This window comes from Bradyrhizobium sp. A11, from assembly GCF_042077125.1.
GTDB classification, from domain to species: Bacteria; Pseudomonadota; Alphaproteobacteria; order Rhizobiales; family Xanthobacteraceae; genus Bradyrhizobium; species Bradyrhizobium japonicum_B.
Genome location: NZ_CP149509.1, coordinates 3850763 through 3876178 on the forward strand (window position 1 = coordinate 3850763; position 25416 = coordinate 3876178).

The 25416-nt window shown below is 64.5% G+C and carries 25 protein-coding genes; 10 read left to right on the top strand and 15 right to left on the bottom strand.

Translation table 11 applies throughout. The features are described from left to right. Positions 1-179: 179 nt before the first annotated feature. On the bottom strand, positions 180-1802 hold the full coding sequence (locus WI560_RS17945) for a peptide chain release factor 3 (RefSeq protein ID WP_375304252.1): 1623 nt from the start codon (positions 1800-1802) through the stop codon (positions 180-182). Between the two features lie 155 nt (positions 1803-1957). On the opposite strand from WI560_RS17945, the gene sugE reads away from it, so the two are divergent. Further along, positions 1958-2272, top strand: a complete 315-nt coding sequence (sugE, locus tag WI560_RS17950) for a quaternary ammonium compound efflux SMR transporter SugE (RefSeq protein ID WP_257180423.1) — start codon at positions 1958-1960, stop codon at positions 2270-2272. On the opposite strand, the gene WI560_RS17955 is transcribed toward sugE, so the two are convergent. The 7 genes from WI560_RS17955 to WI560_RS17985 form a co-directional block, all read right to left on the bottom strand. Beyond that, positions 2265-3272: an anion permease gene (locus WI560_RS17955; RefSeq protein WP_375304253.1), complete on the bottom strand. Its 1008-nt coding sequence runs from the start codon at positions 3270-3272 to the stop codon at positions 2265-2267. The two genes, sugE and WI560_RS17955, sit on opposite strands and share 8 nt — an antisense overlap. Positions 3273-3276: 4 nt before the next feature. After that, the gene (locus tag WI560_RS17960) at positions 3277-3921 is read right to left on the bottom strand and encodes a DUF47 domain-containing protein (RefSeq protein WP_028136881.1); all 645 of its coding nucleotides are present in this window, start codon (positions 3919-3921) and stop codon (positions 3277-3279) included. Between the two features lie 156 nt (positions 3922-4077). Further along, positions 4078-5046, bottom strand: a complete 969-nt coding sequence (locus WI560_RS17965; protein WP_257180424.1) for a branched-chain amino acid ABC transporter permease — start codon at positions 5044-5046, stop codon at positions 4078-4080. Between the two features lies 1 nt (position 5047). After that, positions 5048-5911, bottom strand: a complete 864-nt coding sequence (locus WI560_RS17970; RefSeq protein ID WP_008551982.1) for a branched-chain amino acid ABC transporter permease — start codon at positions 5909-5911, stop codon at positions 5048-5050. A gap of 65 nt (positions 5912-5976) precedes the next feature. Continuing rightward, positions 5977-7197 carry an ABC transporter substrate-binding protein gene (locus WI560_RS17975; protein ID WP_028136883.1) on the bottom strand — a complete coding sequence of 407 codons (1221 nt, stop codon included), beginning with the start codon at positions 7195-7197 and terminating at the stop codon, positions 5977-5979. 55 nt (positions 7198-7252) lie between these two features. Then, positions 7253-7999 carry an ABC transporter ATP-binding protein gene (locus WI560_RS17980; RefSeq protein ID WP_028136884.1) on the bottom strand — a complete coding sequence of 249 codons (747 nt, stop codon included), beginning with the start codon at positions 7997-7999 and terminating at the stop codon, positions 7253-7255. Beyond that, positions 7992-8747, bottom strand: coding sequence for an ABC transporter ATP-binding protein (locus WI560_RS17985; protein ID WP_028136885.1), 756 nt, complete (start codon positions 8745-8747; stop codon positions 7992-7994). Before WI560_RS17985 ends, WI560_RS17980 begins: the two co-directional genes overlap by 8 nt. A gap of 340 nt (positions 8748-9087) precedes the next feature. Here WI560_RS17985 and WI560_RS17990 point away from each other — a divergent pair, with 340 nt between their 5' ends. After that, positions 9088-9753: a hypothetical protein gene (locus tag WI560_RS17990; protein ID WP_375304254.1), complete on the top strand. Its 666-nt coding sequence runs from the start codon at positions 9088-9090 to the stop codon at positions 9751-9753. Between the two features lie 40 nt (positions 9754-9793). Here the strand turns inward: WI560_RS17990 and WI560_RS17995 are convergent, their stop codons facing one another. Beyond that, a complete protein-coding gene (locus tag WI560_RS17995) occupies positions 9794-10153 on the bottom strand; it encodes an ArsC family reductase (RefSeq protein ID WP_375304255.1) in 360 nt (119 codons plus the stop codon). A 104-nt stretch (positions 10154-10257) separates the two neighbouring features. Between WI560_RS17995 and WI560_RS18000 the strand changes: the two genes are divergently transcribed. Beyond that, on the top strand, positions 10258-10629 hold the full coding sequence (locus WI560_RS18000; protein WP_028136888.1) for a tRNA-binding protein: 372 nt from the start codon (positions 10258-10260) through the stop codon (positions 10627-10629). A gap of 270 nt (positions 10630-10899) precedes the next feature. On the opposite strand, the gene WI560_RS18005 is transcribed toward WI560_RS18000, so the two are convergent. From WI560_RS18005 to WI560_RS18030, 6 genes are read right to left on the bottom strand one after another with little or no spacing between them, the layout of a single operon-like run. After that, positions 10900-11949 carry a LacI family DNA-binding transcriptional regulator gene (locus WI560_RS18005; protein ID WP_375304256.1) on the bottom strand — a complete coding sequence of 350 codons (1050 nt, stop codon included), beginning with the start codon at positions 11947-11949 and terminating at the stop codon, positions 10900-10902. Next, positions 11946-12590, bottom strand: a complete 645-nt coding sequence (locus WI560_RS18010) for a ThuA domain-containing protein (RefSeq protein ID WP_375159994.1) — start codon at positions 12588-12590, stop codon at positions 11946-11948. The genes WI560_RS18005 and WI560_RS18010 overlap by 4 nt, the downstream gene beginning before the upstream one ends. A 10-nt stretch (positions 12591-12600) precedes the next feature. After that, the gene (locus WI560_RS18015) at positions 12601-13698 is read right to left on the bottom strand and encodes a Gfo/Idh/MocA family protein (RefSeq protein ID WP_375304257.1); all 1098 of its coding nucleotides are present in this window, start codon (positions 13696-13698) and stop codon (positions 12601-12603) included. A 22-nt stretch (positions 13699-13720) separates the two neighbouring features. After that, a complete protein-coding gene (locus WI560_RS18020) occupies positions 13721-14569 on the bottom strand; it encodes a carbohydrate ABC transporter permease (RefSeq protein WP_257180431.1) in 849 nt (282 codons plus the stop codon). After that, on the bottom strand, positions 14562-15503 hold the full coding sequence (locus tag WI560_RS18025) for a carbohydrate ABC transporter permease (RefSeq protein ID WP_375304258.1): 942 nt from the start codon (positions 15501-15503) through the stop codon (positions 14562-14564). The genes WI560_RS18020 and WI560_RS18025 overlap by 8 nt, the downstream gene beginning before the upstream one ends. 1 nt (position 15504) lies before the next feature. Further along, positions 15505-16770 (bottom strand): extracellular solute-binding protein, encoded by a 1266-nt coding sequence (locus tag WI560_RS18030; RefSeq protein WP_375304259.1) that lies wholly within the window; start codon positions 16768-16770, stop codon positions 15505-15507. Positions 16771-16940: 170 nt separating this feature from the next. Here WI560_RS18030 and WI560_RS18035 point away from each other — a divergent pair, with 170 nt between their 5' ends. The 7 genes from WI560_RS18035 to WI560_RS18065 all read left to right on the top strand — a co-directional run bounded on the left by WI560_RS18035 (position 16941) and on the right by WI560_RS18065 (position 25414). Further along, a complete protein-coding gene (locus WI560_RS18035; protein ID WP_375304260.1) occupies positions 16941-17699 on the top strand; it encodes an SDR family NAD(P)-dependent oxidoreductase in 759 nt (252 codons plus the stop codon). A 223-nt stretch (positions 17700-17922) separates the two neighbouring features. Next, positions 17923-19173 (top strand): ABC transporter substrate-binding protein, encoded by a 1251-nt coding sequence (locus WI560_RS18040; RefSeq protein WP_028136896.1) that lies wholly within the window; start codon positions 17923-17925, stop codon positions 19171-19173. A 127-nt stretch (positions 19174-19300) separates the two neighbouring features. Further along, on the top strand, positions 19301-20128 hold the full coding sequence (locus WI560_RS18045; RefSeq protein WP_028136897.1) for an AraC family transcriptional regulator: 828 nt from the start codon (positions 19301-19303) through the stop codon (positions 20126-20128). A 201-nt stretch (positions 20129-20329) separates the two neighbouring features. Further along, a complete protein-coding gene (locus tag WI560_RS18050; RefSeq protein ID WP_028136898.1) occupies positions 20330-21340 on the top strand; it encodes a branched-chain amino acid ABC transporter permease in 1011 nt (336 codons plus the stop codon). Between the two features lies 1 nt (position 21341). Next, on the top strand, positions 21342-22430 hold the full coding sequence (locus WI560_RS18055; protein WP_375304261.1) for a branched-chain amino acid ABC transporter permease: 1089 nt from the start codon (positions 21342-21344) through the stop codon (positions 22428-22430). Further along, on the top strand, positions 22423-23205 hold the full coding sequence (locus WI560_RS18060) for an ABC transporter ATP-binding protein (protein ID WP_028136900.1): 783 nt from the start codon (positions 22423-22425) through the stop codon (positions 23203-23205). The genes WI560_RS18055 and WI560_RS18060 overlap by 8 nt, the downstream gene beginning before the upstream one ends. Beyond that, on the top strand, positions 23198-25414 hold the full coding sequence (locus WI560_RS18065) for an ABC transporter permease (protein ID WP_375304262.1): 2217 nt from the start codon (positions 23198-23200) through the stop codon (positions 25412-25414). The genes WI560_RS18060 and WI560_RS18065 overlap by 8 nt, the downstream gene beginning before the upstream one ends. Positions 25415-25416: the final 2 nt, after the last annotated feature.

A 25416-nucleotide genomic window follows, 5' to 3' on the forward strand; every position in this document is an offset into this window, starting at 1 on the left:
TTCCGCATTCACATGCTCGCGTTCAGGCGCTCAGTCGTCGCCCGGCTTGACCGGGCGCCCCAGCACGCCGTGACGGCAGTGACGGAATCGATGAGCTGCGGCGTGCTTGATGACCCGGTCAAACCGGGGCATGACAGTGGAGTATGCGGGTGCTCTGCAGAGGACAGAACCGCCGCACCCTACCCCTTCTTCTTGACGTCTTTGACGTTGGTGAACTCGATGCCCTCGGCGCGCTCCTTGGTGTAGCCGAGATAGAACTCGTTCCGGGCGAGATATACCGGATCGCCGTCGACGTCGTCGGCGATGCTGGAGGTGTTGGCGGCGATGAAGCTGTCGAGCTTCTTGCGGTCCTCCGAGGAGACCCAGCGCGCCAGCTGGAATTCGCTGACCTCGAACTCGACCGGCAATGAATATTCCGCCTCGAGCCGCGCCTTCAGCACGTCGAGCTGCAGCGCGCCGACCACGCCGACCAATGCCGGGGCGCCGTCGCGCGGGCGGAACACCTGCACCACGCCCTCTTCCGACATCTGCTGCAGCGCTTCCTTCAGCTTCTTGGCCTTCATCGCGTCGGTGAGCCGCACCCGGCGGACGATTTCCGGCGCGAAGCTCGGCACGCCGACGAAGTTGAAATCCTCGCCTTCGGTCAGGGTGTCGCCGATGCGCAGCGTGCCGTGATTGGGAATGCCGACGACGTCGCCGGCGAAAGCCTCGTCCGCGACCGAGCGGTCCTGGGCGAAGAAGAATTGCGGGCTCGACAGCGGCATGCTCTTGCCGGTGCGCACCAGCTTGGCCTTCATGCCGCGGCTGAGCTTGCCGGAGCAGAGGCGCGCGAACGCGATGCGGTCGCGGTGGTTCGGATCCATGTTGGCCTGGATCTTGAACACGAAGGCGCTCATGCGCGGATCGGTGGCCTCGACCCTGCGCTGGTCGCTGTCCTGCGCGCGCGGCTCCGGCGCGAACTTGCCGAGGCCTTCCAGGAGGTCGCCGACGCCGAAATTGCGCAGCGCGCTGCCGAAATAGACCGGCGTCAGATGGCCTTCGCGGAACGCCTCGAGCTCGAACGGTTTCGAGGCCTCGGTGACCAGCTCGAGCTCGTCCTTCACCGCGGAGACGTCGAGATTGGCGTTGAGCTTGGCGAGCTCCTCGATCGCGATCTGCTGGGCCGCACCGGTCTTGGCGCCGCCGCCTTCGAGCAGGCGCACGCCGCCATTGACGACGTCATAGGTGCCGAGGAAGTCACGGCCGCGCCCGACCGGCCAGGTCATCGGCGTGGTGTCGAGCGCCAGCGTCTTCTCGATCTCGTCGAGCAGCTCGAACACGTCGCGGCTCTCGCGGTCCATCTTGTTGATGAAGGTGATGATCGGGATGTCGCGCAGGCGGCACACCTCGAACAGCTTGCGGGTGCGCGCCTCGATGCCCTTGGCGGCGTCGATCACCATGACGGCGGAATCGACCGCGGTGAGCGTGCGATAGGTGTCTTCCGAAAAGTCCTCGTGGCCCGGCGTATCCAGCAGGTTGAAGACGAGGCCCTCGAACTCGAAGGTCATCACCGAGGTCACGACCGAGATGCCGCGCTCGCGCTCGATCTTCATCCAGTCCGAGCGGGTGTTGCGCCGCTCGCCCTTGGCCTTGACCTGGCCGGCCAGGTTGATGGCGCCGCCGAACAGCAGCAGCTTCTCGGTCAGCGTGGTCTTGCCGGCGTCGGGATGCGAGATGATCGCAAAGGTCCGCCGCCGCGCCACTTCAGCGGCAAGCGGGGAACGGGCCGGCGATTCGGCTGTGGTGATGGCGATGTCGGACATGGCGGGAGCGTGTGGCAGGGAAAACGGGCCTGATCAAGCCTCATTTGGTGATTGCAGAGCCATTCGGCCAGCCCCATATCGCCTTTCGGAAGGACGGCCTTCCGTTTCTCAGCACCTCAGCCGCGGGGACGACCCTGCCTGAATGGAGGGTCGTCATGGCCTGGAGCATCCTGTTCGTCGCCGGGCTTCTCGAGATCACCTGGGCGATCGGCCTGAAATACACCGAGGGTTTTACCAGGCTTGTTCCGTCCGTCGTCACGCTGGTGGCCATGGCCGGCAGCGTCGTCCTGCTCGGCCTCGCGCTCAAATCGCTGCCGGTGGGAACCGCCTATGCGGTGTGGACCGGGATCGGCGCGGTCGGCACCGCGACGCTGGGCATCATCCTGTTCGGAGAGCCAGCCACGGCGCTCCGGCTTGCCAGCATCGGCCTGATCGTCGCCGGGATCGTCGGGCTGAAGCTCGTCACTTGACGAAGAGCTGGACCGCCCACCAGGTCAGCGCTGCGACGATGCCCGACGCCGGAATCGTGATCACCCAAGCATAGACGATCGAGCTCGCCACGTTCCAGCGCACCGCCGAGACGCGGCGGGCCGCGCCGACGCCGACGATGGCGCCGGTGATGGTGTGCGTGGTCGAGACGGGGACTCCGAGGAAGGTCGCCATGAACAGGGTCGCCGCGCCTCCGGTCTCGGCGCAGAAGCCCTGCATCGGCGTCAGCTTGGTGATGCGCAGGCCCATGGTGCGGACGATGCGCCAGCCGCCCATCAAGGTGCCCAGCGCCATCGCCGCCTGGCACGACAGCACCACCCAGAACGGCACCGAGAAGTCGCTGCCGAGATGGCCCTGCGAATACAGCAGCACGGCGATGATGCCCATGGTCTTCTGCGCGTCGTTGCCGCCATGGCCGAGCGAATAAAGCGAGGCGGAGGCGAACTGAAGGATGCGGAAGGCGCGATCGACCGCGAATGGCGTCGAGCGCACCGAGGCCCAGGACACGATCGCCACCAGCATCATCGCGAGCAGGAAGCCGACCAGCGGCGACAGCACGATCGCCAGCACCGTCTTGGACAATCCGCTCCACACCGCAGCCGAGATCCCGGCCTTGGCCATGCCGCCGCCGACGAGCCCGCCGATCAGCGCGTGCGAGGACGAGGACGGGATGCCGAGCGCCCAGGTCACCAGGTTCCAGACGATGGCGCCGACCAGCGCGGCGAAGATCACCTGGGCGTCGACGATCGCGGGATCGATGATGCCGGTGCCGATGGTCTGGGCGACGTGCAGGCCGAAGACCATGAAGGCAATGAAATTGAAGAACGCGGCCCAGAACACCGCATATTGCGGCCGCAGCACGCGGGTGGAGACGATGGTCGCGATCGAATTGGCGGCGTCGTGCAGGCCGTTCAGGAAGTCGAACAGCAGCGCGACGGCGATCAAGCCGACCAGGATGGGAAGACCCAACGCGGCATCCACGGCCCTAGACCTGCTCGATGACGATGCTGTTGATCTCGTTCGCGACGTCGTCGAAACGATCGGCCACCTTCTCCAGGTGGTCGTAGATCTCGACGCCGACGATGAAGTCCATCGCATTGCCGTCGCGGTGCTTGAGGAACAGCTCCTTCAGCCCGATGTCGTGGAGATCGTCGACGCGCCCCTCCAGCTTGCCCAGCTCTTCCGTGATCGCGGTGAGCATGGCCACGTTCGGGCCGATCGATTGCATCAGCGGCAGTGCACGGCCGACCAGATTGGCGCATTCGATCAGAAGCCCGCCGATCTCACGCATCGGCGGCTCGAAAGTGCGGACCTCGAACAGCATCACCGCCTTGGCGGTCTGCTGCATCTGGTCGATGGCGTCGTCCAGCGAGGTGATCAGGTTCTTGATGTCGCCGCGGTCGAACGGGGTGATGAAGGTGCGGCGCACCGCCGTCAGCACCTCGCGGGTGATGTTGTCGGCGTCGTTCTCGAACTGGTTGACGCGCTGGCAATAGACCGGTGTCTCCTCGCCCCCGTTGAGCATGCCCTGGAGCGCGATCGAGCCCTGGATCACCGTCTGGGCATGTCGGTCGAACAGGTCGAAGAACCGTTCTTCCTTGGGCAGGAAAGCACGAAACCATCGCATCATGGGGATAGGCTACCGGTTGGAAAATGGCCCGGCCCGAGGGGCCGTCATCAAACTGTCATAGACCATTTTCGCGCCGCGCGCGTGTCATCTCACGCCCGCCGAGCCGGATCATCCACCGCTTTCACGCGACAAGTAAATTGACCTTAAATCAACTACTTAGAGCGATCTCCGGAAGTAATGCGCGATTTCACCGACGACGCCGCGGCGGAAGGTGAGCACACAGACCACGAAGATCGCGCCCTGGATCACCGTCACCCACTGGCCGAAACCCGCCAGATATTGCTGCATGGCGATGATGACGAAGGCGCCGACCACGGGGCCGAAGATGGTGCCGAGGCCGCCGACCAGCGTCATCAGCACGACCTCGCCGGACATCGACCAATGGACGTCGGTGAGCGAGGCGTTCTGCGCCACGAACACTTTCAGCGCGCCGGCAAAACCGGCCAGCGTGCCTGAAAGCACGAAGGCCAGGAACTTGTACTGGTCGGTCCGGTAGCCGAGCGAGATCGCCCGCGGCTCGTTCTCGCGGATCGCCTTCAGCACCTCGCCGAACGGCGAGTTGATGATGCGGAAGATCAGGAGGAAGCCGGCGAGGAACCCGGCCAGCACGACGTAATACAGCACCGTCGGCTTCGACAGATCGAAGATGCCGAACATGTGTCCCTGCGGGATGCCCTGGATGCCGTCCTCACCGTGGGTGAACGGGGCCTGGAGGTAGATGAAGTACAAGAGCTGCGACAGCGCCAGCGTGATCATCGAGAAGTAGATGCCCTGGCGGCGGATCGAGATGTAGCCGGTGATGAGCGAGAGCACGAAAGCCGCGGCGATGCCGACGAGGATGCCGAGTTCGGGCGGCAAGGCCCACACTTTCAGCGCATGCGCGCTGCAATAGCCGGCGGTGCCCAGGAACATCGCGTGGCCGAACGACAGCAGGCCGCCATAGCCGATCAAGAGGTTGAAGGCACAGGCCAGCAGCGCAAAGCACAGCGCCTGCATGACGAAGAACGGGTAGACGCCCGTGAACGGCACCGTCGCGAGCAGCAGCGCCATCACCACGAAAACGATCATCTCGTCGCGCATCGCGCGAGGGGTCACCGGCAGCGTGTCGTCCGTCAGGGTTGTCATATCAGGCCGCCCTTCCCGTCAATCCCGTTGGCTTCACCAAGAGCACCAGCACCATCAGCACGAACACGACGGTGTTGGAGGCCTCGGGGTAGAAATATTTGGTCAGACCCTCGATCACCCCGAGCGCGAAGCCGGTGATGATGGAGCCCATGATCGATCCCATGCCGCCGATCACGACCACCGCGAACACGACGATGATGAGGTCGGCGCCCATCAGCGGCCGCACCTGGTTGATCGGCGCCGAGAGCACGCCGGCGAGCGCGGCAAGGCCCACGCCGAGACCGTAAGTGAGCGTGATCATGCGCGGCACGTTGATGCCGAAGGCGCGCACCAGAGTCGGATTTTCAGTGGCGGCGCGCAAATATGCGCCGAGCTGGGTCTTCTCGATCAGGAACCAGGTCGCAAGGCACACGACCAGCGAGAACACGACCACCCAGCCACGGTAGATCGGCAGGAACATGAAGCCGAGATTCATGCCGCCCTTGAGCTGGTCCGGAATGGCGTAAGGCAGGCCGGACGAGCCGAAATAGTTCTGGAACACGCCCTGCACGATCAGCGCGATGCCGAAGGTCAGGAGCAGGCCGTAGAGATGATCGAGCCCGGTCAGCCATTGCAGCATGGTCCGCTCGAGGATCATGCCGAAGATGCCGACGATGATGGGCGCAAGCAGCAGCGCCCACCAATAATTGATGCCGCCGAGATTCAGCAGGAAATAGGCGACGAAGGCGCCCATCATGTAGAGCGCGCCATGGGCGAAATTGATGATGTTGAGCATGCCGAAGATCACGGCAAGCCCGAGACTGAGCAGCGCGTAGAACGAGCCGTTGATCAGTCCCACCAGTAGCTGAGCGTAAAGAGCCTGCATCGATCAATCTCGTACCCGGTCGCGTTATGCCAATTCATTCTGCCGCGCCCGCGGGCGCGGCCAACTCACTTCTTCACCAGGGGACAGGCGCTTTCCGACAGCGGCCGGAAGGCCTGCTCGCCGGGGGTCGTGCCGATCAGCTTGTAATAGTCCCAGGGTCCCTTGGACTCCTCGGGCTTCTTCACCTCGAAGAGATAGGCCGGATGCAGCTTGCGGCCATCGGCGCGGATCGTGCCCTTGCCGAACAGCGCGTCGTCCGTCGGCATTTCCTTCATCTTGGCGACGACCTTGGCGCCGTCATGCGGATTGCCACCCATGGCCTCCAGCGCCTTGAAATAGTGCAGCAGGCCCGAATAGACGCCGGCCTGCACCATCGAAGGCATCGCCTTGTTCTTCATGCGCTCGGAGAAGCGCTTGGAGAACGCGCGCGTCCCGTCGTTCATGTCCCAATAGAAGGTCTCGGTGAAGTTCAGGCCCTGCGCCACCTTCAGGCCGAGCGCGTGTACGTCGGTGATGAAAAGCAGCAGGCCCGCAAGTTTCTGGCCGCCCGAGACGATGCCGAACTCCGCCGCCTGCTTGATCGTGTTGGTGGTGTCGCCGCCGGCATTCGCCATGCCGATGATCTTGGCCTTGGAAGCTTGCGCTTGAAGCAGGAACGACGAGAAGTCGGCGGTATTGAGGGGATGCTTGACGTTGCCGATCACCTTGCCGCCCGATTTCAACACGACCGCGGCAGTGTCGCGCTCGAGGGCATGGCCGAAGGCATAGTCCGCGGTCAGGAAGTACCAGGTGTCGCCGCCCGACTTCACCAGCGCCTGCCCCGTGCTGTTGGCCAGCATGTAGGTGTCATAGACCCAGTGGACCGTGTTCGGCGAGCACTGCGCGTTGGTGAGATCCGACGTCGCTGCGCCGGTGTCGATCAGGATGGAATTCTTCTCCTTGACGACATTGTTGACCGCCAGCGCAACGCCGGAGTTCAGGACATCCATGAAGATGTCGACCTTCTCGACGTCGATCCATTGCCGGGCGATCGTAGAGCCGATGTCGGGCTTGTTCTGATGGTCCGCGGAGATCAGGTCGAGCTTCCAGCCCTTGGCCGCGAGACCGGAATCCTCGATCGCCATCTGCGCGGCGACGGTCGAGCCGGGGCCGCCGAGGTCGGCATAGAGTCCCGAATTGTCGGTCAGCACGCCGATCTTGATGTTCTTGTCCTGCGCGACCGCGGCACCTGCCGAACCGAAGGCCAGGGCTGTGCCGAGCAACATTGCCGAAATGCCGTGCTTCATGATCCGCTCCCCAGTATGGCTTTGATGATTACTCTCGATGGTCCGGCCTGCACAGCTACACGCCGAGATAGGTGTGGAGCTTGTCCATGTTGGCGGCAAGCTCGGCATTGGAAAATCCGTCAATGATCTTGCCATGCTCGACCACGTAGTAGCGGTCGGCGACGGTGGAGGCGAAGCGGAAATTCTGCTCGACCAGGAGGATCGTGAAGCCCTCCTTCTTGAGCCGCGCAATGGTGTGGCCGATCTGCTGGATGATGACGGGCGCAAGGCCTTCGGTCGGCTCGTCCAGCATCAGGAAGCTCGCGCCGGTGCGCAGGATGCGCGCGATCGCGAGCATCTGCTGCTCGCCGCCGGACAGCTTGGTGCCCTGGCTGTTGAGCCGCTCCTTCAGGTTCGGAAACAGCTCGAATATCTGTTCGAGCGGCAATCCGCCTTCACGGACCACCGGCGGCAGCATCAAGTTCTCGCGCACGTCGAGACTGGCGAATATGCCCCGCTCTTCCGGGCAGAACGCGATGCCCATGCGCGCGATCTTGTCGGAGCTCGCGCGGATGATCTCCTGGTTGTTGAACTTCACCGAGCCGGTACGCTTGCCGATGATGCCCATGATCGATTTCAGCGTGGTCGTCTTGCCGGCGCCGTTGCGCCCGAGCAGGGTGACGACCTCGCCCGCGTTCACGTCGAAGTTGATCCCGTGCAGGATGTGGGACTCGCCGTACCAGGCTTCGAGGTTGCGGACTTGAAGGATGTTTCCGCCGGTCGCAACCTTGGCCGGAGCCTCGGCCATCGCAGTGTCAGGCATGCCCGGCTCCCAAGTATGCTTCCTTGACGCGCTCGTCCTTGGTGAGCTCGCTGTAATGACCTTGCGCGAGCACCTGCCCGCGCGTCAGCACGGTGATGATGTCGGAGAGGTTGGCCACGACGCTCAAATTATGCTCGACCATCAGGATGGTATATTTCGCGGAGATGCGCTTGATCAGCGCCGCGATCTTGTCGATGTCCTCGTGGCCCATGCCGGCCATCGGCTCGTCCAGCAGCATCATCTCCGGGTCGAGCGCGAGCGTGGTTGCAATTTCGAGTGCACGCTTGCGGCCATAGGGCATCTCGACCGCGGGCGTGTTGGCAAACTCGCTGAGACCGACATCGTTGAGGAGCTCGCGGGCGCGGTCGTTGAAGCGGTTGAGGACCGATTTGGAGCGCCAGAAATCGAACGAAGAGCCGTGCTGGCGCTGAAGCGCGACACGGACGTTCTCCTGCGCGGTGAGATGCGGAAATACCGCCGAGATCTGGAACGAACGAACAAGCCCCAGGCGGGCCACGTCGGCCGGCGCCATCGCGGTGATGTCCTGCCCCTTGTACAGGATTTTTCCGGCAGACGGTTTGAGGAACTTGGTCAGAAGATTGAAGCAGGTCGTCTTGCCGGCCCCATTCGGGCCGATCAACGCGTGAATGCTCCCACGGCGAACCTTGAGCGCAACGTCGCGGACGGCGAAGAAGCCCGCGAACTCCTTGGTCAAGCCTTCCGTTTCGAGAATGAACTCATCGGCCAAACAGATTTCCCCCTGCCACGCGCGCTAGCTGCGTGGCTATCCTTGTTGCTTCGGCTTTCCGGTGGCCTTGGAGCCTGTCCTTGATAGCCCATCCGGAACGCCGCCTCCGGGCGCGGAATATGCCGGAGGTGACGGGGGTTAGGCAAGGCGGAAAGCTGAGCAGATCAGGTCTCCGGCTGGGATACAAATGCTCCCTTAGTCGGAGGTGTGTGATGTCGTGCCTGCCCGGCCTCCCGGTTCGCAAGACACCGGTCGTCAAGTCGTCGTTAACGGTCTTTCGTTCCGTGCGCCAGCCTTCATCAATAATTTTCCCGCACATGGGATCGTGCGCGGGTTTTTGATGGTCTGGAATATTGTCTTGGATTTCGCCAGCGCCGCTCCTTCCGTCGTCAAGTCGATCAGGCAGCGTGATCTCCTGAACACGTGGCTGCGACTCTATGCGCGCGAGCAGATCGCGCCGGCGGTCTGGGAGTATCAGCCCGCGCGGCTCGAGGAGGAGCTGTCCGATCTCATCTATTATACGGTGGATACGTCGACGCCGGTCCCGCGCCTGATCATCCAGAGCGAAAACACGCGCATCTCGCGCGCCTATGGACATACCGGCAAGGGCGTTCTGCTCGAGGAGTATCTCGGGCCACGACTCGCGCCGCTCGTGATGCCGATCTATCTCGAATGCGTGGCGCGCGGGCTGCCGGTCTACTCCGTTGCCGACGTCGACGACATCTACGGGCGCATCGTCGCCTATGAACGGCTGCTGCTGCCTTTCCAGACCGACGGCAAGGTCTGTCACGTCATCGCATCGGTCAAGACCTTCTGCGAGGACGGCGGCTTCGAGATCAAGAATCTGATGCGCGGAAATGACGCGCTGCCGCGTCCGAAACTGCGCGCCTTGATCGATCGTGAGCTCTTCCATCGTGCGCCCGGCCGCATCGCGACGGCCGAATTGGTCGAGTTCGCGGACCAGCCGGATCCCGGCGTCGCCAACGAGATCATCGAGCTGAACTAAGACGCGGAACGCGCGATGACATTCTCGTCGCGCTTTGGCGTCAGCGCGACTTGGCGCCGACTTCCCTGGCATAGATGTCCGGCTTGAAGCCGACCAGCAGCTTGCCGCCGATTTCCAGCACCGGCCGCTTGATCATCGATGGTTGCGCTAGCATCAAGGCCAGCGCCTTCTTCTCGGAGAGGCCTTCCTTGTCGGACTCGGGAAGTTTCTTGAACGTCGTCCCGGCGCGATTGAGCAGTGTCTCCCAGCCAACCTTGTCGCTCCACTGCTTGAGCTTGTCCTTCTCCACGCCCGCCGCCTTGTAGTCATGGAACGCGTAAGGCACGCCATGGCTGTCGAGCCAGGCGCGCGCCTTCTTCATGGTGTCGCAGTTCTTGATGCCGTAGATGATGTTGGGCAAGACGTTCCTCGCGCATGACGCATCGTGATGGACGCGGCGTTGTACGAAACTCTGCTCCGCGCGACAATATTGCGAACGACGCCACCTTGCCGAACGGACATCCCATGCACGTCACCCACGATCCCGCAGCCGCCGCCACGCCGACCATCGACTTCAACAGCTTCCTCGCTGTCGATATCCGCGTCGGCACCATCGTCGACGCCAAGCCGTTTCCCGAGGCGCGCAAGCCGGCGTTTCGGCTATGGATCGACTTCGGGCCCGCCATCGGCGTGCGCAAGAGCTCGGCCCAGATCACCGAAAACCATCCGATCGAGACGTTGGTAGGACAACAGGTCGCGGCCGTCGTCAATTTCCCGCCACGCCAGATCGGACCTGTCATCTCGGAGGTGCTGACGCTCGGCTTCCCCGACGCCGACGGCAAGGTCGTGCTGGTGCAGCCGAGCCAGCCGGTGCCGAACGGCGGACGGCTGTTCTAGCCACGCGGTCCGGGGCTACCGCGTCGCTGCCGCCGGCGCACTGCCGAAGCCCTGCGCAACCGCCGCGTCCCCGCCGACGCCGTCGAAGGTATCTAGACACCGCGCGCTTTGCTCGTGGCGCAGTCGAACGCGGCCAGCATGATGGCCTCATCCGGCGCGACCTCGATGCGGACGCGATCGCGCGCATGCTGATCGCGATCTCCCAGAGGTTCGTGCTGCAAGAAAGCGAGCTACAAGGCGCTGAGCTAGCCTTGCGACCGCTGCGCAACGTTACGGCAGATTGTCCCGCAGAAAAATGTCGATGCGGATGCGCTCCTGATCGGGGCTGATCGGCTCACCCGAACAATGCGCGAGCAGGACCCGCGCCGCAGACCGCGCCTCGTGGCCGGGATCCTGGTTGATGATGGCATCGAGCGTGCCGCGCACCAGGAAACGCCGTGTGTACTGGGTCAGCTCGTGGGTGATCCAGACCACCTCGCGCGCGCGACCGGAGGCTTCGAGCGCATCGGCGATGCCACGATTTCCGGCGCCGCAGCAATATATGCCGCGGAGATCGGCATGGCGCGCCAGCAGCGCGGTGGTGAGCTCTCGCGTGCGTGCGCTGTCGTCGCGGCCCTCGATGACCGGTAGCATGCGCAGGTTCGGATACTCGCTGGAGAGGATCTGGTGAAAACCGAACTGCCGCTCGGTGTGATCGCGCAGCGACAACGATCCGGCGATCACGGCGACCGCCCCCTCGCGGCCGGCGAGGAAGCGCCCCAGCAGCGTTGCGGCAGTTCGTCCCGCGGCCGGGTTGTCGATGCCGACATAATGCAGGCGGCGCGAGCTCGGCGCGTCCGATACGAGGGTCACCACGGCGACCCCGCGCGCGGTGAGCTCGTCGATCGCAGCGCGTACCCTTGGGTGGTCGAGCGCGATGACGGCGACGCCCTGATAGGCCGGCGACAAGTCCTCCAGCGTGCCGGCCAGCACGTCAGGATCGAACACATCGACATGGAGGATGTCGATGAAGCCGCGCTGGCCGGCAAGCCAGTCTGCGGTGCGCTGGACCTGCTCGGCCAAATTGGTCATGAAGCTGTTGCTGCCGGTCGGCAGCACGAAGGCGAAGCGAAAGCTCTGCCCGCGTGCGAGCCGCGCCGCCGCCACGTCGGCGCGGTAGCCCAGCTTGGCGACGGCGGCCTCGACACGCGCGACGGTCTTGGCGCGCACGCCCTCGCGCCGGTTAACGACGCGGTCGACGGTTGCGAGCGAAACGCCGGCGGCCCGCGCGACATCCTCGAGCGTGGCGCGAACGACCGGCTGCGTCGCGCCAGCGCTCATTCGCGCGCCGCCCACAGCATGCCGCGGGTCATCAGGGTGCGGATCTCCGGCACGTCGAGCTCGTAGGCGCGGTGGCCGAGCGAGGAATAGAACACCCTGCCCGCGCCATAGCGCTTTTTCCACACCACGGGCATCACCACGCCCTCGATCCAGGGCGCGTGCTCGCCGGTAAAGGTCGTCGTCGCCAGCACCTCGTTGGCGGGGTCGACATGCATGTAGTACTGCTCGGAACGATGCTCGAAACTCTTCAGGCCCTTCATGATGGGGTCGTCCGGCTTCGTCAAGTCGACTTTGTAGTCGATGATGTTGCCGGGATGGGCGACCCATTGCCCGCCGCACAGGAACTGGTATTCGACGGACTCGCGGAAGGCATCGCACATGCCGCCATGATGGCCGGCGAGCCCGACGCCGCCGCGCACCGCAGCGCAGAGATTCAGCGCGTCCGCTTTCTCGATCTTCGACATGGTGTAGATCGGGATGATCAACGAGAGATCATGGATCGCCGGATCGCCGAACGCTTCCGTCGTCGTTTCGATCCGGACCTCGAAACCTTCCGCCCTGAGCCAGCCGCGGATCATCGAGGCACACAGATCCGGATCGTGTCCCGGCCAGCCGCCCCAAACAATCATTGCCTTGCGCATGGTCATTCCCTCAATCGATCTGTCCGGTTTCACGCCCCGTGGGCAGCATCGCCGGCCGCTCGACGCGGCTCTCGATCTTGACGCGACGTCCCTCGTCGGCGGAGGTCTGGAACGCCTCCATCACCTCCAGCACGTGGAAGGCGAGCGCGCCGCTGGCGCGATGCGGCCGGTTGTCGAGGATCGCGGCGGCCATATCAGCGACACCGATGGAACGGAACTCACCCTCGACATGACCGTGGGTCAACGGCACCGTCTCCCATTCGCCGCCGGTCTTGGCGACCTGCACCTCGCCGCCGAAGCGGTTCGGGTCCGGCACCAGCATGCTGCCCTTGTCGCCATAGATCTCGATCGGCGCATGCCGGTGCTTCGGCACGTCGAAACTCATCGCGATCGAGACGACTGCTCCACTCTCGAATTCGAGTGTGCCTGCGACATGGGTCGAAACCTCGACCGGGATCAAGCTGCCGTTCATCGGCTGGCTGGTGACCAGACGCTCGGATTTCGGGCGCGCGGTCGAGCCCATCACGCTCGCGACCGGTCCGAGCAGCTGCACGAGATCGGTGATGTAGTACGGGCCCATGTCGAGCATCGGGCCGCCACCGCGCAAGTAATAGAAGCCCGGCGCCGGATGCCAGCGCTCGTGGCCCGGACAGCCGAAGAAGGCACTGCCCGCCACCGGCGTGCCGATGACGCCGTCATCGATCAGCTTGCGCGCGGTCTGGTGTCCGCCGCCGAGGAACGTGTCGGGCGCGCAGCCGACACGAAGATTCTTCTGCGCGGCGAGATCCATCACCTTGCGGGCCTCCGCGACGTTGATGCCGAGCGGCTTCTCGGAATGGACGTGCTTGCCGGCATTCAGCACCGCGAGGCTGACATCGGTGTGGGCGAGCGGCACCGTGAGGTTGATGACGATCTCGACGTCGTCGCGCTTGAGCAGCTGATCGACCCGCATCGCCGGCAGCCCGAAGGCGGCACCCTGCCGCTCCGCCATATCGCTGCGCATGTCGGCCAGCGCTCTCACCTCCATGACCGGGAAGCGCTGCGCTGCCTTGAGGTAGGCGGTGCTGATCACGCCGCAGCCGATGATTCCGATGCCGACTTTTCTCATTGCGTTCTCCGTGAAGTCCTGCTCATCCCTTGACCGCGCCTGCGGTGAGGCCGGCGACGATGTGCTTCTGTGCCAGCAGGAACAGAATGATCGTCGGCAGGATGGTGAGCGTGATGAAGGCCAGGATCAGGTGCCATTCGGACGAATATTCGCCCTGGTAGATCATGATGCCGAGCGGCCAGGGATAGAGCGCATCGGTGTTGAGCATCACGAGCGGCAGCAGATAGGCGTTCCAGCTGTTGACGAACGTGATGGTCCCGACGGTCGCCAGGATCGGCCGAGACAGCGGCAATGTCACGTAGCGGAAGAACTTGATGTAGCTACAGCCGTCGACCAGCGCGGCCTCGAGCAGCTCGTGCGGAATGTCCTTGAAGAAGCGCCGCAGCAGCAGCACGCTCATGGCGAGGCCGAAGGCCACCTGCGGCAGCGCGACGCCGAAATAGGTATCGAGCAGTCCGAGGTCGCGCACCTTGATGAACAAGGGCAGCACCGCGGTCGCGGCCGGAAACAGCAGACCGAGCGTCAGGTAGCTCAGCAGCATCGAGCTGCCGTAGAACTTGACATGCGCGAAGGTGAAGGCCGCCATCGATGCGACGATCAGGGTCAACGTCACCGTGAGCGTCGAGATGATCAGCGAGTTGCGCAGGAGCTGCCAGTAGCGCGCCGAGAACAGGATGTCGGCGTAATTCTGCCATTCCCAGTGCATGGGCCAGCCGAACGGATTGACCCGCAATTCGCCGAGCGACTTGAAGCCTCCGAGCACGGTCGCGAGCAGCGGCACCAGCACGAAGACGGCGACGACGGCGAGGAACACCGTCTTGAGCGGCACGGCGGGATCGAACGGCGCGCGGGCGGTTTCGGCACTATTCATCGTGCATGAACCATCGCTTGTAGGTGAAGGCAAAGGTCACGCAGATCACGAACAGGATCACGCCGATGGCGCTGCCATAGCCGACCCGCATGCGCGAGATGCCGTTGTTGTAGAGGAAGCTCACCATGGTGTTGGAGGAATCCGCAGGGCCGCCGCGCGTCAGCGGCATGACCAGGTCGAACAGCTGCAGCGAGCCGACGATGGCGAAGAACACCGAGAGCCGGATCGTCGGATAGAGCAAGGGGATGACGACGTGACGCAGCGCCTGCAAGCGTGTTGCACCGTCGATTCTCGCCGCCTCGACCAGGCTCTTGTCGAGGCCCTGGAGCGCGGCGATGAACAGCATCATGTGGAAGCCGAAATACTTCCAGACGATCACGATCAGCACCGCCAGCATCGCCGTGTCGGTCGAGGCCAGAAGATGCGGCGGCTCGGCGCCGAAGCTGCGCCAGATCGAGGCGACCAGGCCGTAGTCGCCGTCATAGACGAACGAGAAGATCAGCCCGGTCGCGATCTCGGCCAGGATGTAGGGCATGAAGAACAGCATGCGCAGCGCCACGGCTCCCCGAAAGCGCTCGGCGAGCATCAGGGCCAGCGTCAGCGCAAGCGGCAGCTGGATCGCGAGCGAGACCGCGATGATCAGCCCGTTGTTGCGCAGTGCGAGCCAGAAGGCGCGCGTCTCCAGAACGAAGCGGTAATTGTCGAATCCGATCCAGTTGGTCGGCCTGCCGAAGCCGTTCCAGTTGAAGGCCGAGTACCAGGCTGCCTCGCCGATCGGCAACACCACGAACAAGGTGAACAACAGCAGCGCCGGCGGCAGGAACAGGATCAGGACCGTGAAGCGGCCGTCCCAGCTCGGGCCGCGAACAGCGGCCCGCGGCGCCGTCTCGGCGGCAACGCGCATCGCCGGCGCGATCGCGATCCGTCGCGCCACCTCAATTGCCCTGCTTCCACGCCGCCTCGATGGCTTTCGCAGCGTCCCGCGGGTTCATGCTGCCACCGGCGATTTCCGCGGTGACATCATTGACGACGCGGCCGACGGAGGGGCCCAGGCTCTGGTCATAGAAGTTCTGGTGATAGTTGGACTTCGCCAGATTGGCCGCGATCTGCTTCATGAATGCGCTGTTGAGGCCGGCCTCGCCGCCCTTGACGACGGGAACGATGAAGTTGCCGGCGGCAAGCCGCGCCTGCACGTCCTTGGAGATAAAGAATTTCAGGAAGTCGGTGGCTTCCTTGGGCGCCCCCTTGGTGATCAACCAGCCGGTGATGCCGCCGAGCGTGTCTGACGGCTCACCCTTGCCGCCGGGTACGACCGGAAAATCGAACCAGCCAAGCTTGTCGTCGCCGAGACCGACCTTGTCGGCGGCGAGTGCGCGCTGGGTGTGATAGAAGGACGAGATGGCCAGGATCATCGCGGCCTTTCCGTCACCGAAATAGCCGACGGCCTGCGGGTTCTTGAAGCCGAGGAAGCCATTCTGGAACGGCTGTAGATCGACCAGCTGCTTGAACAGCTCGCCGGATCTTTGGAAGGTCTCCCCGGCGAAGCCACCATTCTCTCCCTTCAGCGCTGCATCGAAGGCCGGCTTGCCGCCGACGCGCACTGCGAGATGGGTCCAGCAGAAATGCAGCGGCCATTTATCGGCACCGCCAACCACAATCGGCGTAACACCCGCGGCCTTCAGCGTTTTCACTGCGCCGAGCAGATCGTCCCATGTCTTGATCTTACTTGCATCGACGTTACCCTTGGCCATCAAATCCTTGTTGTAGAGGAAGCCGACCTGCGATAGCGCGATCGGAAGTCCAAAGACTCGGCCGTTCTGGGTGAAGGCGGCGAGCGCCGCCGGTGCGATCGTGTCGCCGTAGCCGCCGCTCCTCACGGAGTCGGTGATGTCTTCCAGCACGCCCGCCTCGACCTGCGCCTTCAGCACTCCGCCCGCCCAACTATAGATGATGTGCGGCCGGTCCTTCGATTGCAGGATAGTCGGCAGCTTGGCCTTGTAAGCCTCGTTCTCGAGGAACTGCATCTCGACTTTCACGCCGGGGTGCGACGCCTCATAGCTGCGTGCGACCTCCTCCCAGATCTTCACCTGGGCCGGGTTGACCTCGATGTGCAGCCATTTGATCGTGGTGTCGGCTGCCGCGGAATTGGCCCAGAGCAGACAGGCGGCAGCGGCGAGTCGCAGCTTCCCGAGCAGTCTCATCACATTCCTCCCACCGGCTTTTATTCGTTGATCGCAATCCTGCCTTCGATTTTTGAGGTGCGCAACTAAAATTCTGATCTATGGACCTCAGATGGGAACAGCTAAGGTTGGTCCAGGGAGAGATGGGCGGCGCCCTGCGCCGTCCCGCAAACGCAACTCGAGAGGTGTCCATGACCGCCGTTTATTCCGACCTCGCCCGCAAGGTCGTTCTTGTCACCGGTGGCGCATCGGGAATTGGCGCTGCGATCGTGCGGCGCTTCGCGCAACAGAAATCCGAGGTCGTGTTCTTCGACATCAAGGCCGAGGAAGGTCAACGCCTCGCGAGCGAGTTGTCCGATCAGGGTCTGGCTGCGCATTTCCAGCACGTCGACCTGACCGATATCGCCGCGTTGCGGGCCGGCATCGCGGAGGTGCGCAGCGCGCACGGCGCGATCAACATCCTCGTCAACAATGCGGCGAATGACGAACGGCACAAGACCGAGGAGATGACTCCGGAACATTGGGACGATCGCATCGCGGTGAACCTGAAGCACCAGTTCTTTGCGGCGCAGGCCGTGCTGCCGGACATGAAGGCGGCAAATGCCGGCGCCATCATCAACTTCGGATCGGTGTCCTGGATCGCCGGACAAGGCGGCATGGCTGCGTACACGGCCAGCAAGTCCGGCGTCATCGGTCTTACGCGCTCGTTGGCGCGCGACTACGGTCCCTACAATATCCGCGTGAACGCGATCGCGCCGGGCTGGATCATGACCGAGCGCCAGCTCGAGAAATGGATGACGCCGGAGGGCGAGGTGGAACTGATGCAGCGGCAATGCCTGAAGCGCAAGCTCGTGCCCGACGAGGTCGCCAGGTTCACCGTCTTTCTCGCGTCCGACGAAGCCTCCGCCTGCACCGCTCAGCACTACATCGTGGATGGCGGCTGGGTGTGAGATACCGGGGACGGCGATGCATCGAGGCACAGCCTGGTGGCCGCTTGCACTGCAAAACAACTTGCGCCGCACCATTCAAAAATGAGACTGCCCGTTAAACCGGACGAGGCGCGCACGCGGGCAGGCGCATTCGACTTCGGCTAGCTTCCCTCCAAAGCCGCGGGCTGTTCGAGAGCCACGGGGCGTCGCGCGGCAACAAAGCTGCGATACAGGGAGGAGCAAAATGTCGAAATGCAGTGTGGGACTGCTCGCGCTGAGCAGCCTGTTTCTTTCGGGCGCGGCGATCGCGCAGGAAAAGATCAAGGTCGGCGTCACCGCCACGCTCGAAGGCACCTACACGGTGCTCGGCGAGGACGGTATCCGCGGCCATCAGACCGCGCTCAACGTGCTGGGCAAGAAGGTCGGCGACAAGGAGCTCGAGTTCATCATCGCCTCCACCGACGCGACGCCCGACTCCGCGGTCCGTGCCGTGCGCAAACTGATCGAGCAGGACAAGGTGCAGATCCTGCTGTCCCCGCTATCCGGTGACGAAGGCATCGCCGTCAAGAATTTCGCAAAGACCCATCCGGAGCTGACCTTCATCAACGCCGCCTCGGGTGCCCAGGAAACGACCTATGTCGATCCCGCCCCGAACTTCTTCCGCTACAACATGGACGGCGCGCAGTGGCAGGTGGGCCTCGGCAAATACGCCTATGAGGAGAAGAAGTATCGCAAGATCGCGACCGTCGGCGAGGACTATTCCTTCATCTACACCCAGGTGTTCGGCCTCGTGCTCGAATTCTGCGGCGCCGGCGGACAGGTCACCAACCGGCAATGGGTGCCGCTCGGCACCAAGGACTTCGCCTCGGTCATCGCGGCGCTGCCCGACGATGTCGATGCGATCTATCTGGGCCTCGGCGGCGCCGACGCCGTCAACTTCCTCAACCAATATCAGCAGGCCGGCGGCAAGGCGCATCTGATGGGCGGCTCCATCATGATCGACCAGACCATCCTGTCGTCCAAGGGCAATGCCAAGAACGCTCTGATCGGCACCATCGCGGCGAGCGGCCAGGCCGACACCTGGGAGGATCCGGGCTGGCAGAAATTCGTGAAGGCCTATCAGGACGCCTTCCCGCCCAACAAGCGCTTCCCCAGCCCGTCACTGCTCGCCACCAACTATTACGACTCGACCATGGCGCTGATCCTGGCGCTGCGTCAGGTCAATGGCGACCTCTCCAACAACCAGGCCAAGTACAAGGAAGCCCTCGCCAAGATCGAGATCGATGCGCCCAACGGCAAGATCAAGCTCGACTCCAACCGACAGGCGATCGGCACGAACTTCGTCACCGAAGTCGTCGACGACGGCAAGGGCGCGCTGTTCTCGAAGGTCGTGAAGGTGATCCCCAACGTCAACCAGACGCTGGGCTATGATCCTGCAGTGTTCGCCAAGATCGGTTTGCCAAGCCGTACAGTACCGGAATGTAAGAAGTACTGACGTGTCCCATCGCGGACGATGACTGACCGGGGAGAGATTTGTAAAGGCGCGACGCGTGGCGCACTTGCATTCTCTCCCCGGTTGTTGAACGCTATCGGAAAAACGAAGAGCTTCTGGGAGGGAAGGCATGAGCCGGGCGCTCGCCGTCTTCCACGGCCGCTTCGGCCGGGCGACGGTCTATCAGTTGAACCGCCCTTTCAACATCCACGCGCATCGTGAAGGTCATTTGATCTTCCATGTCGGGGGGCGTCCCGCATGCATCGATGTCAGCGATGGACGTTACGAACTCACCGAAGGTTCCGTCGTCGCCGTCAATCCATGGGAGCCGCACAATTTCCTGCCGTCCGATCTCGAAGGCGGCGCTGTTTTCTTCGTGCTCTATGTCAACGCGGAATGGTTTGCGCCCGATGCGCCCGGCACCGACCGGTTGCGCTTCGGCCGGACCCAGTTCACTCGGTCGGTCGCGCTGGACAAGCATATCAGGCACGCAGCCGCCCTCGTCTGCGGCGCACCCTCGCTCAACAGCCTCGATGGCGAGCTGAGAAGGCTGATCGACATCTGCTACGACGAGAGTTGGCAACAGGCGGAGGCCGCGCGCGATCCGCGCGCGAACGGCTCCGTCACCGATTTTCGCGTGCGCAAGTGCATCAAGATGATGTCGGAAAGTCCCGGCGCCGAGATCGAGCTCGACACCATCGCGCGCGAATCCGGCCTGTCGCGACCGCACTTCTACCGGCTGTTCCGCACCCAGACCGGCGTGACACCGCACCTCTATCTCAACACGCTGATGATGGAGCAGGCGCTGGAGGCGCTGGTGGCGAGCGAGGCGCCGATCGCCGATATTGGCTTCGATCTCGGCTTCTCCTCGCAAAGCGGCTTCACGCGTTTTTTCGCCGCCAATGTCGGGATGGCCCCGACCGATTATCGCCGCGCCGCCAAGGTTTTGCGCGCCTGACGGGCGCGCGAAAAGATACTCACGATCAAATGCGTCCCCATCAGCCCCATTAGGATGTGCGGAACGCGGTCCCGACAAGAGGACCGCGGTCGACAGGGAGCGCACGTTCATGGCAGGGCTTGCGGCCGGTGACGGTCTGCGCGCCCCCTCACCTCGCTTGCAGGGAGAGGGCTGGATCGGCGTTGAGGCGGAGCGGCGATCGTGAGCCGCTTCGTCGAGCGCCATCCCGCCTGGGCATTGATCGTCATCATCGCGGTCGCGGTGGCGCTGTGGCTGATCTTCGCGGTATGGCCGCCGGGCCTCGAAGAGGCTGTCGGCCGCAAGCGGGTGTTCCTCAACGCGCTCTTCAACGGCATCACGCTCGGAGGTCTCTATTTCCTCGTCGCCAGCGGCTTCACGCTGATCTTCGGCCTGATGCGCAACGTCAATCTCGCGCACGGCTCGCTCTATTTGTTCGGCGGCTATGTCGGCTATGCCATCAGCGCCTCCACCGGCTCCTGGGTGCTGTCGTTCATCGTCGCCTTCGTCCTGACCGCGCTGGTCGGCGTGCTGCTCCAGGTTCTCGTGTTCCGCCGCATGGAGGGCCAGGACCTGCGCCAGACCATGGTGACGATCGGGCTCTCGATCGTGTTCGCCGACCTCATGCTATGGGCCTGCGGCGGCGACTTCTACCAGATCCAGACTCCGAACTGGCTGATCGGTCCGATCGAGCTGCCGCTGCTCACCGCGGTGAAATCCTCGGGGGAGCCGGTCTACCTGCGCTATCCGCTGGTCCGGCTCGTGATCTTCCTGGCCTCCGCCGTCATTGGCATCGCGATGTGGCTCGCGCTCAACCGCACCCGGATCGGCATGATCATCCGCGCCGGCGTCGACGACCGCGACATCCTCGCCGCGACCGGCGTCCGCATCCAGGTCGTCTTCGTGCTCGTCTTCGCGCTCGGCGCTGGGCTTGCCGGCATCGCCGGCGTGGTCGGCGGCACGTTCCAGTCGCTCTCGCCCGGCGAGGACATCCGTTTCCTGCTCGCCTCCCTCGTCGTCGTGATCGTGGGCGGCATGGGCTCGATCCCCGGCGCCGCGCTCGGCGCGCTGATCATCGGCCTCGCCGAGCAGCTCGGCTCGGTCTACATCCCCACCTACGCCATCGTCGTGACCTTCCTGATCATGGTGCTGGTGCTGGCGCTTCGGCCGCAGGGCCTGCTGGCGAGGCGCTGACATGTCCGTCACTCATGACGCCCGCGTTCAGGTTCACAGGCCCGCGTCGACCGTGGGACGGCCCGCTGCACGCGCCTGGCCCGACATCAACAATCCCGCGGCCTGGATCGTGGCGGCCATCCTGCTGATCATGCCGCTGATCGCCAACAGCTTCTTCCTGATCGAGATCTTTGCCACCACCTTGATCCTCGGCACCGTCGCGCTCAGCCTGATGTTCCTGGCCGGATATGGCGGCATGGTCAGCCTGATGCAGCTCACCATCGCAGGCTTCTGCGCCTACATGGTCGCGGTGTTCGGCGTCAGCGGCAATGCCAATATCAGCCTCGGCTGGCCGTGGTGGCTGGCGGTGCCGATGGCGCTGACGCTGGCTGTCGTCTTCGGCACGCTCGGCGGCGCGCTGGCGGTGCGCACCGAGGGCATCTACACCATCATGATCACGCTGGCGATCGGCGCCGCGTTCTACTACTTCACCAACCAGAACTGGGCGATCTTCAACGGCCACACCGGCATCAACAACGTCTCGACGCCGCGTTTCTGGGGCGTCGACTGGCGGGCGGACATTCCCTTCTACTATGTCGTGCTGGCGACAGCCGGGCTCTGCTATTTCGCGGTCCACTACATCTCCCGTGCGCCATTCGGTCTCGCCCTCCAGGGCGTGCGCGACAATCCGCGCCGCATGTCCGCCCTGGGCTTCAACGTCAATGCGCACCGCGTCGCGGCCTATGCGGTGGCCTCCTTCATCGCGGGCCTTGCCGGTGTGCTCCAGGTCTGGAACTACCGCCAGATCTCGCCCGGCTCGGTCAGCGTCGGCGCCTGCATCGACATCCTCATCATCGCCGTCGTCGGCGGCATCACCCGCCCGGTCGGACCCTATATCGGCGCGCTGGTCTTCGTGCTCCTGCGCACCTTCGCGCTCGACTTCCTGGTCAAGATCGGGCTCGACGGCAACCGCTTCCGCCTGCTGATCGGCCTCGGCTTTCTCGCCATCGTGTTCTGGTCGTCGGACGGCGTCATCGGTCTCTGGCAGCGCTGGCGCCAGAGCCGGCTTCGCGAGACGAGCCGCCAGGGCGGAGGGCGCGGCCATGGATAGCGTCGCCCAGCGCCTCTCCGCCGTCGGCGCCGGCGCAGCGCTGGAACTGCGCGGCGTGACGCGGCTGTTCGGCGCGCTGGCGGCCTTGACCGACGTCACCATCACCGTGCGTCCCGGCGAACGCCGCGCGGTGCTCGGCTCCAACGGCGCCGGCAAGACCACGCTGTTCAACTGCATCACTGGCGACTTCCCGCCGACATCGGGCACGATCCGCTTCTTCGGCGAAGACGTCACGCATTTCCCGCCCTATGAGCGCATCCGCCGGGGACTGCGGCGCACCTATCAGATCTCCGCCCTGTTTCCCGGCCTCACCGTGCAGGACAACGTCTACCTCGCCTGCCGCGGTGTCTCGCGCGGACGGTTCTCGTTCCTGCGCCCCGGCCACAACGACGCGCTGATGCACGCCGCCGACAGCCTGGTGCAGGCCGTGCACCTGACCGGGGTCAAGGACCAGCGCGTCGCCGAACTCGCGCACGGGCAGCAGCGCCAGCTCGAGATCGCGCTGGCGCTCGCCGGCGCCCCGCGCTTCGTGCTGTTCGACGAACCGGCCGCGGGCCTCTCGCCGACCGAGCGCGCCGAGCTGATCGAGATCCTGACCTCGCTGCCGGCCCATATCGGCTACATCATCATTGAGCACGACATGGATGTGGCGCTGCGCGTCGTCGAGAGCGTGACGATGATGCACAACGGCCGCATCTTCAAGGAAGGCCCGCCGGAAGAGATTCAGTCCGATCCCGAAGTGCAGGAGCTATATCTCGGAGGCGGCCATGAATGAGGCCCGCCGCAGTGCCGCTGCGCTCGAGGTCCGGGGCCTCGACGTCTATTACGGCCATTCGCACGCGCTCCAGGGCGTCGATCTCTCGCTGGAGAGCGGCGTGTTCTCCGTCGTCGGCCGCAACGGCATGGGCAAGACCACGCTGTGCAAGGCCATCATGGGCCTGGTGCCGGTCAGCGGCGGCTCGATCCGGGTCCGCGGCGAGGACATCACGCGGCGCCCGCCCGCTCACATCGCGCGTCTCGGCGTCGGCTATGTGCCGCAGGGCCGCCGCCTCTGGCGCTCGCTCAGCGTGGACGAGCATCTCCAACTTGCTGGCGGGATGCGGTCGGGTGCCTGGACCATCGAGCGCATCTACGACACTTTTCCCCGCCTCGCCGAGCGCAAGGACCATGGCGGCAGCCAGCTCTCCGGCGGCGAGCAGCAGATGCTGGCGATCGCGCGCGCGCTGCTGACCAACCCGCAGCTCCTCGTCATGGACGAACCGACCGAAGGCCTCGCGCCGGTCATCGTCGCCCAGGTCGAGGAGATGCTGCTGCGGCTGGGTGAGGACGACGACATGTCCGTGCTCGTGATCGAGCAGAATATCGGCGTGGCGACCGCGATCTCGCGCAATGTCGCCATCATGGTCAACGGCCGCATCAACCGCATCATCGACTCGGCGCGGCTCGCCGCCGACCGCGAGTTGCAGCAGCGTCTGCTCGGCGTCGGCTTGCATGCCGAGCTTACGCCGGATCTCGACGTGCCGGCTGCAAGCTCGGACGCGAAGCCGGCGCCGCAGGCCGCCCGACCGAGCGGCCCGATCCGGATCTACATCTCCAACCCGACGCCGCCGACACGCTGGTCCCAACCCGCGCCGATCGCCCGGATCGAAGCGGCGGCACGGACGCTCTCGACGCAGGTATCGCGCCTCGACGAGACGGCGCGGCGCAAGCGCGAGCCGGCGACGTCGCAGTCGTCAGGGCCGCCGGTCGTGCTGGTCGTCGGCACGCTCGACACCAAGGGAACTGAGCTCCGCTTCATCCGCGACATCGTCGCCGAGACCGGCCTGCGCACGCGGCTGGTCGACGTCTCCACCAGCGGCAGGCACTCCAGCTGCGATGTCTCCGCGCAGGAGATCGCGCTGAACCATGGCCGCGGCGGGGCTGCGGTGTTCGGCGCCGATCGCGGCGCGGCCGTGACGGCGATGGCGAACGCGTTCGCCAACTGGCTGCGGCGCCAGGGCAATGTCGCCGGCGTGATCTCGGCCGGCGGCTCGGGCGCGGCCTCGCTGGTTGCCCCGGGCATGCGCACCCTGCCGGTCGGCGTGCCCAAGCTGATCATCTCGTCCGTCGCCTCCGGCGATATCGGGCCCTATGTCGGCCCCGCCGACATCACCATGATGCACTCGGTCACCGACATTCAGGGACTGAACTCGATCTCGCGCGCCGTGCTGTCGAACGGCGCCAACGCGATCGCGGGCATGGTCAAGGCGCGCCTCGATCAGCGCGAGACGGGGCAGCGCGCCGCCAGCGCAGCACCGCCTGCGGTCGGCATCACCATGTTCGGCGTGACGACGCCGGCGGTCCAGAAGATCGCGGCGGATCTGGGCGAGGACTTCGAATGTCTCGTCTTCCACGCCACCGGCGTCGGCGGTCGCTCGATGGAGAAGCTGGTCGAATCCGGCCAGCTCGCCGGCGTCATCGATATCACGACGACCGAGATCTGCGACCTGCTGATGGGCGGCGTGTTTCCCGCCACCGAAGATCGCTTCGGCGCGATCATCCGCACCCGCCTGCCCTATGTCGGCTCGGTCGGCGCGCTCGACATGGTCAATTTCGGCGCGCCCGACACCATTCCCGAACGCTATCGCGGCCGCAAGTTCCACGTCCACAATCCGCAGGTGACGCTGATGCGGACGACCGTCGAAGAGAATGAACGGATGGGCCTCTGGATCGCCGAGCGGCTCAACCAGATGGATGGCCCGGTCCGCTTCTTCCTGCCCGAGGGCGGCGTCTCCGCACTCGATGCGCGCGGCCAGCCATTCTGGGACCCGGACGCCGATGCCGCCCTGTTCCGCGCGCTGGAGCGTGACGTGCGGCAGACCGGCAACCGCCAGCTCATCCGCATTCCCAACAACATCAACGATCCCGATTTCGCCGCCGCCATCGTCAGTGCATTCCGAACCCTGTTCGGCCGCACCGGGGCGCGGCGGAGATTAGCGAGGTGACC

What these genes read in the sequence shown, in the direction of transcription:
- WI560_RS17945 (WP_375304252.1), bottom strand. Translation starts at nt 1,802, where the DNA reads ATGTCCGACATCGCCATCACCACAGCCGAATCGCCGGCCCGTTCCCCG.
- sugE (WP_257180423.1), top strand. Translation starts at nt 1,958, where the DNA reads ATGGCCTGGAGCATCCTGTTCGTCGCCGGGCTTCTCGAGATCACCTGG.
- WI560_RS17960 (WP_028136881.1), bottom strand. Translation starts at nt 3,921, where the DNA reads ATGATGCGATGGTTTCGTGCTTTCCTGCCCAAGGAAGAACGGTTCTTC.
- WI560_RS17965 (WP_257180424.1), bottom strand. Translation starts at nt 5,046, where the DNA reads ATGACAACCCTGACGGACGACACGCTGCCGGTGACCCCTCGCGCGATG.
- WI560_RS17970 (WP_008551982.1), bottom strand. Translation starts at nt 5,911, where the DNA reads ATGCAGGCTCTTTACGCTCAGCTACTGGTGGGACTGATCAACGGCTCG.
- WI560_RS17975 (WP_028136883.1), bottom strand. Translation starts at nt 7,197, where the DNA reads ATGAAGCACGGCATTTCGGCAATGTTGCTCGGCACAGCCCTGGCCTTC.
- WI560_RS17980 (WP_028136884.1), bottom strand. Translation starts at nt 7,999, where the DNA reads ATGCCTGACACTGCGATGGCCGAGGCTCCGGCCAAGGTTGCGACCGGC.
- WI560_RS17990 (WP_375304254.1), top strand. Translation starts at nt 9,088, where the DNA reads ATGGTCTGGAATATTGTCTTGGATTTCGCCAGCGCCGCTCCTTCCGTC.
- WI560_RS18000 (WP_028136888.1), top strand. Translation starts at nt 10,258, where the DNA reads ATGCACGTCACCCACGATCCCGCAGCCGCCGCCACGCCGACCATCGAC.
- WI560_RS18005 (WP_375304256.1), bottom strand. Translation starts at nt 11,949, where the DNA reads ATGAGCGCTGGCGCGACGCAGCCGGTCGTTCGCGCCACGCTCGAGGAT.
- WI560_RS18010 (WP_375159994.1), bottom strand. Translation starts at nt 12,590, where the DNA reads ATGCGCAAGGCAATGATTGTTTGGGGCGGCTGGCCGGGACACGATCCG.
- WI560_RS18015 (WP_375304257.1), bottom strand. Translation starts at nt 13,698, where the DNA reads ATGAGAAAAGTCGGCATCGGAATCATCGGCTGCGGCGTGATCAGCACC.
- WI560_RS18020 (WP_257180431.1), bottom strand. Translation starts at nt 14,569, where the DNA reads ATGAATAGTGCCGAAACCGCCCGCGCGCCGTTCGATCCCGCCGTGCCG.
- WI560_RS18030 (WP_375304259.1), bottom strand. Translation starts at nt 16,770, where the DNA reads ATGAGACTGCTCGGGAAGCTGCGACTCGCCGCTGCCGCCTGTCTGCTC.
- WI560_RS18035 (WP_375304260.1), top strand. Translation starts at nt 16,941, where the DNA reads ATGACCGCCGTTTATTCCGACCTCGCCCGCAAGGTCGTTCTTGTCACC.
- WI560_RS18040 (WP_028136896.1), top strand. Translation starts at nt 17,923, where the DNA reads ATGTCGAAATGCAGTGTGGGACTGCTCGCGCTGAGCAGCCTGTTTCTT.
- WI560_RS18045 (WP_028136897.1), top strand. Translation starts at nt 19,301, where the DNA reads ATGAGCCGGGCGCTCGCCGTCTTCCACGGCCGCTTCGGCCGGGCGACG.
- WI560_RS18055 (WP_375304261.1), top strand. Translation starts at nt 21,342, where the DNA reads ATGTCCGTCACTCATGACGCCCGCGTTCAGGTTCACAGGCCCGCGTCG.
- WI560_RS18060 (WP_028136900.1), top strand. Translation starts at nt 22,423, where the DNA reads ATGGATAGCGTCGCCCAGCGCCTCTCCGCCGTCGGCGCCGGCGCAGCG.
- WI560_RS18065 (WP_375304262.1), top strand. Translation starts at nt 23,198, where the DNA reads ATGAATGAGGCCCGCCGCAGTGCCGCTGCGCTCGAGGTCCGGGGCCTC.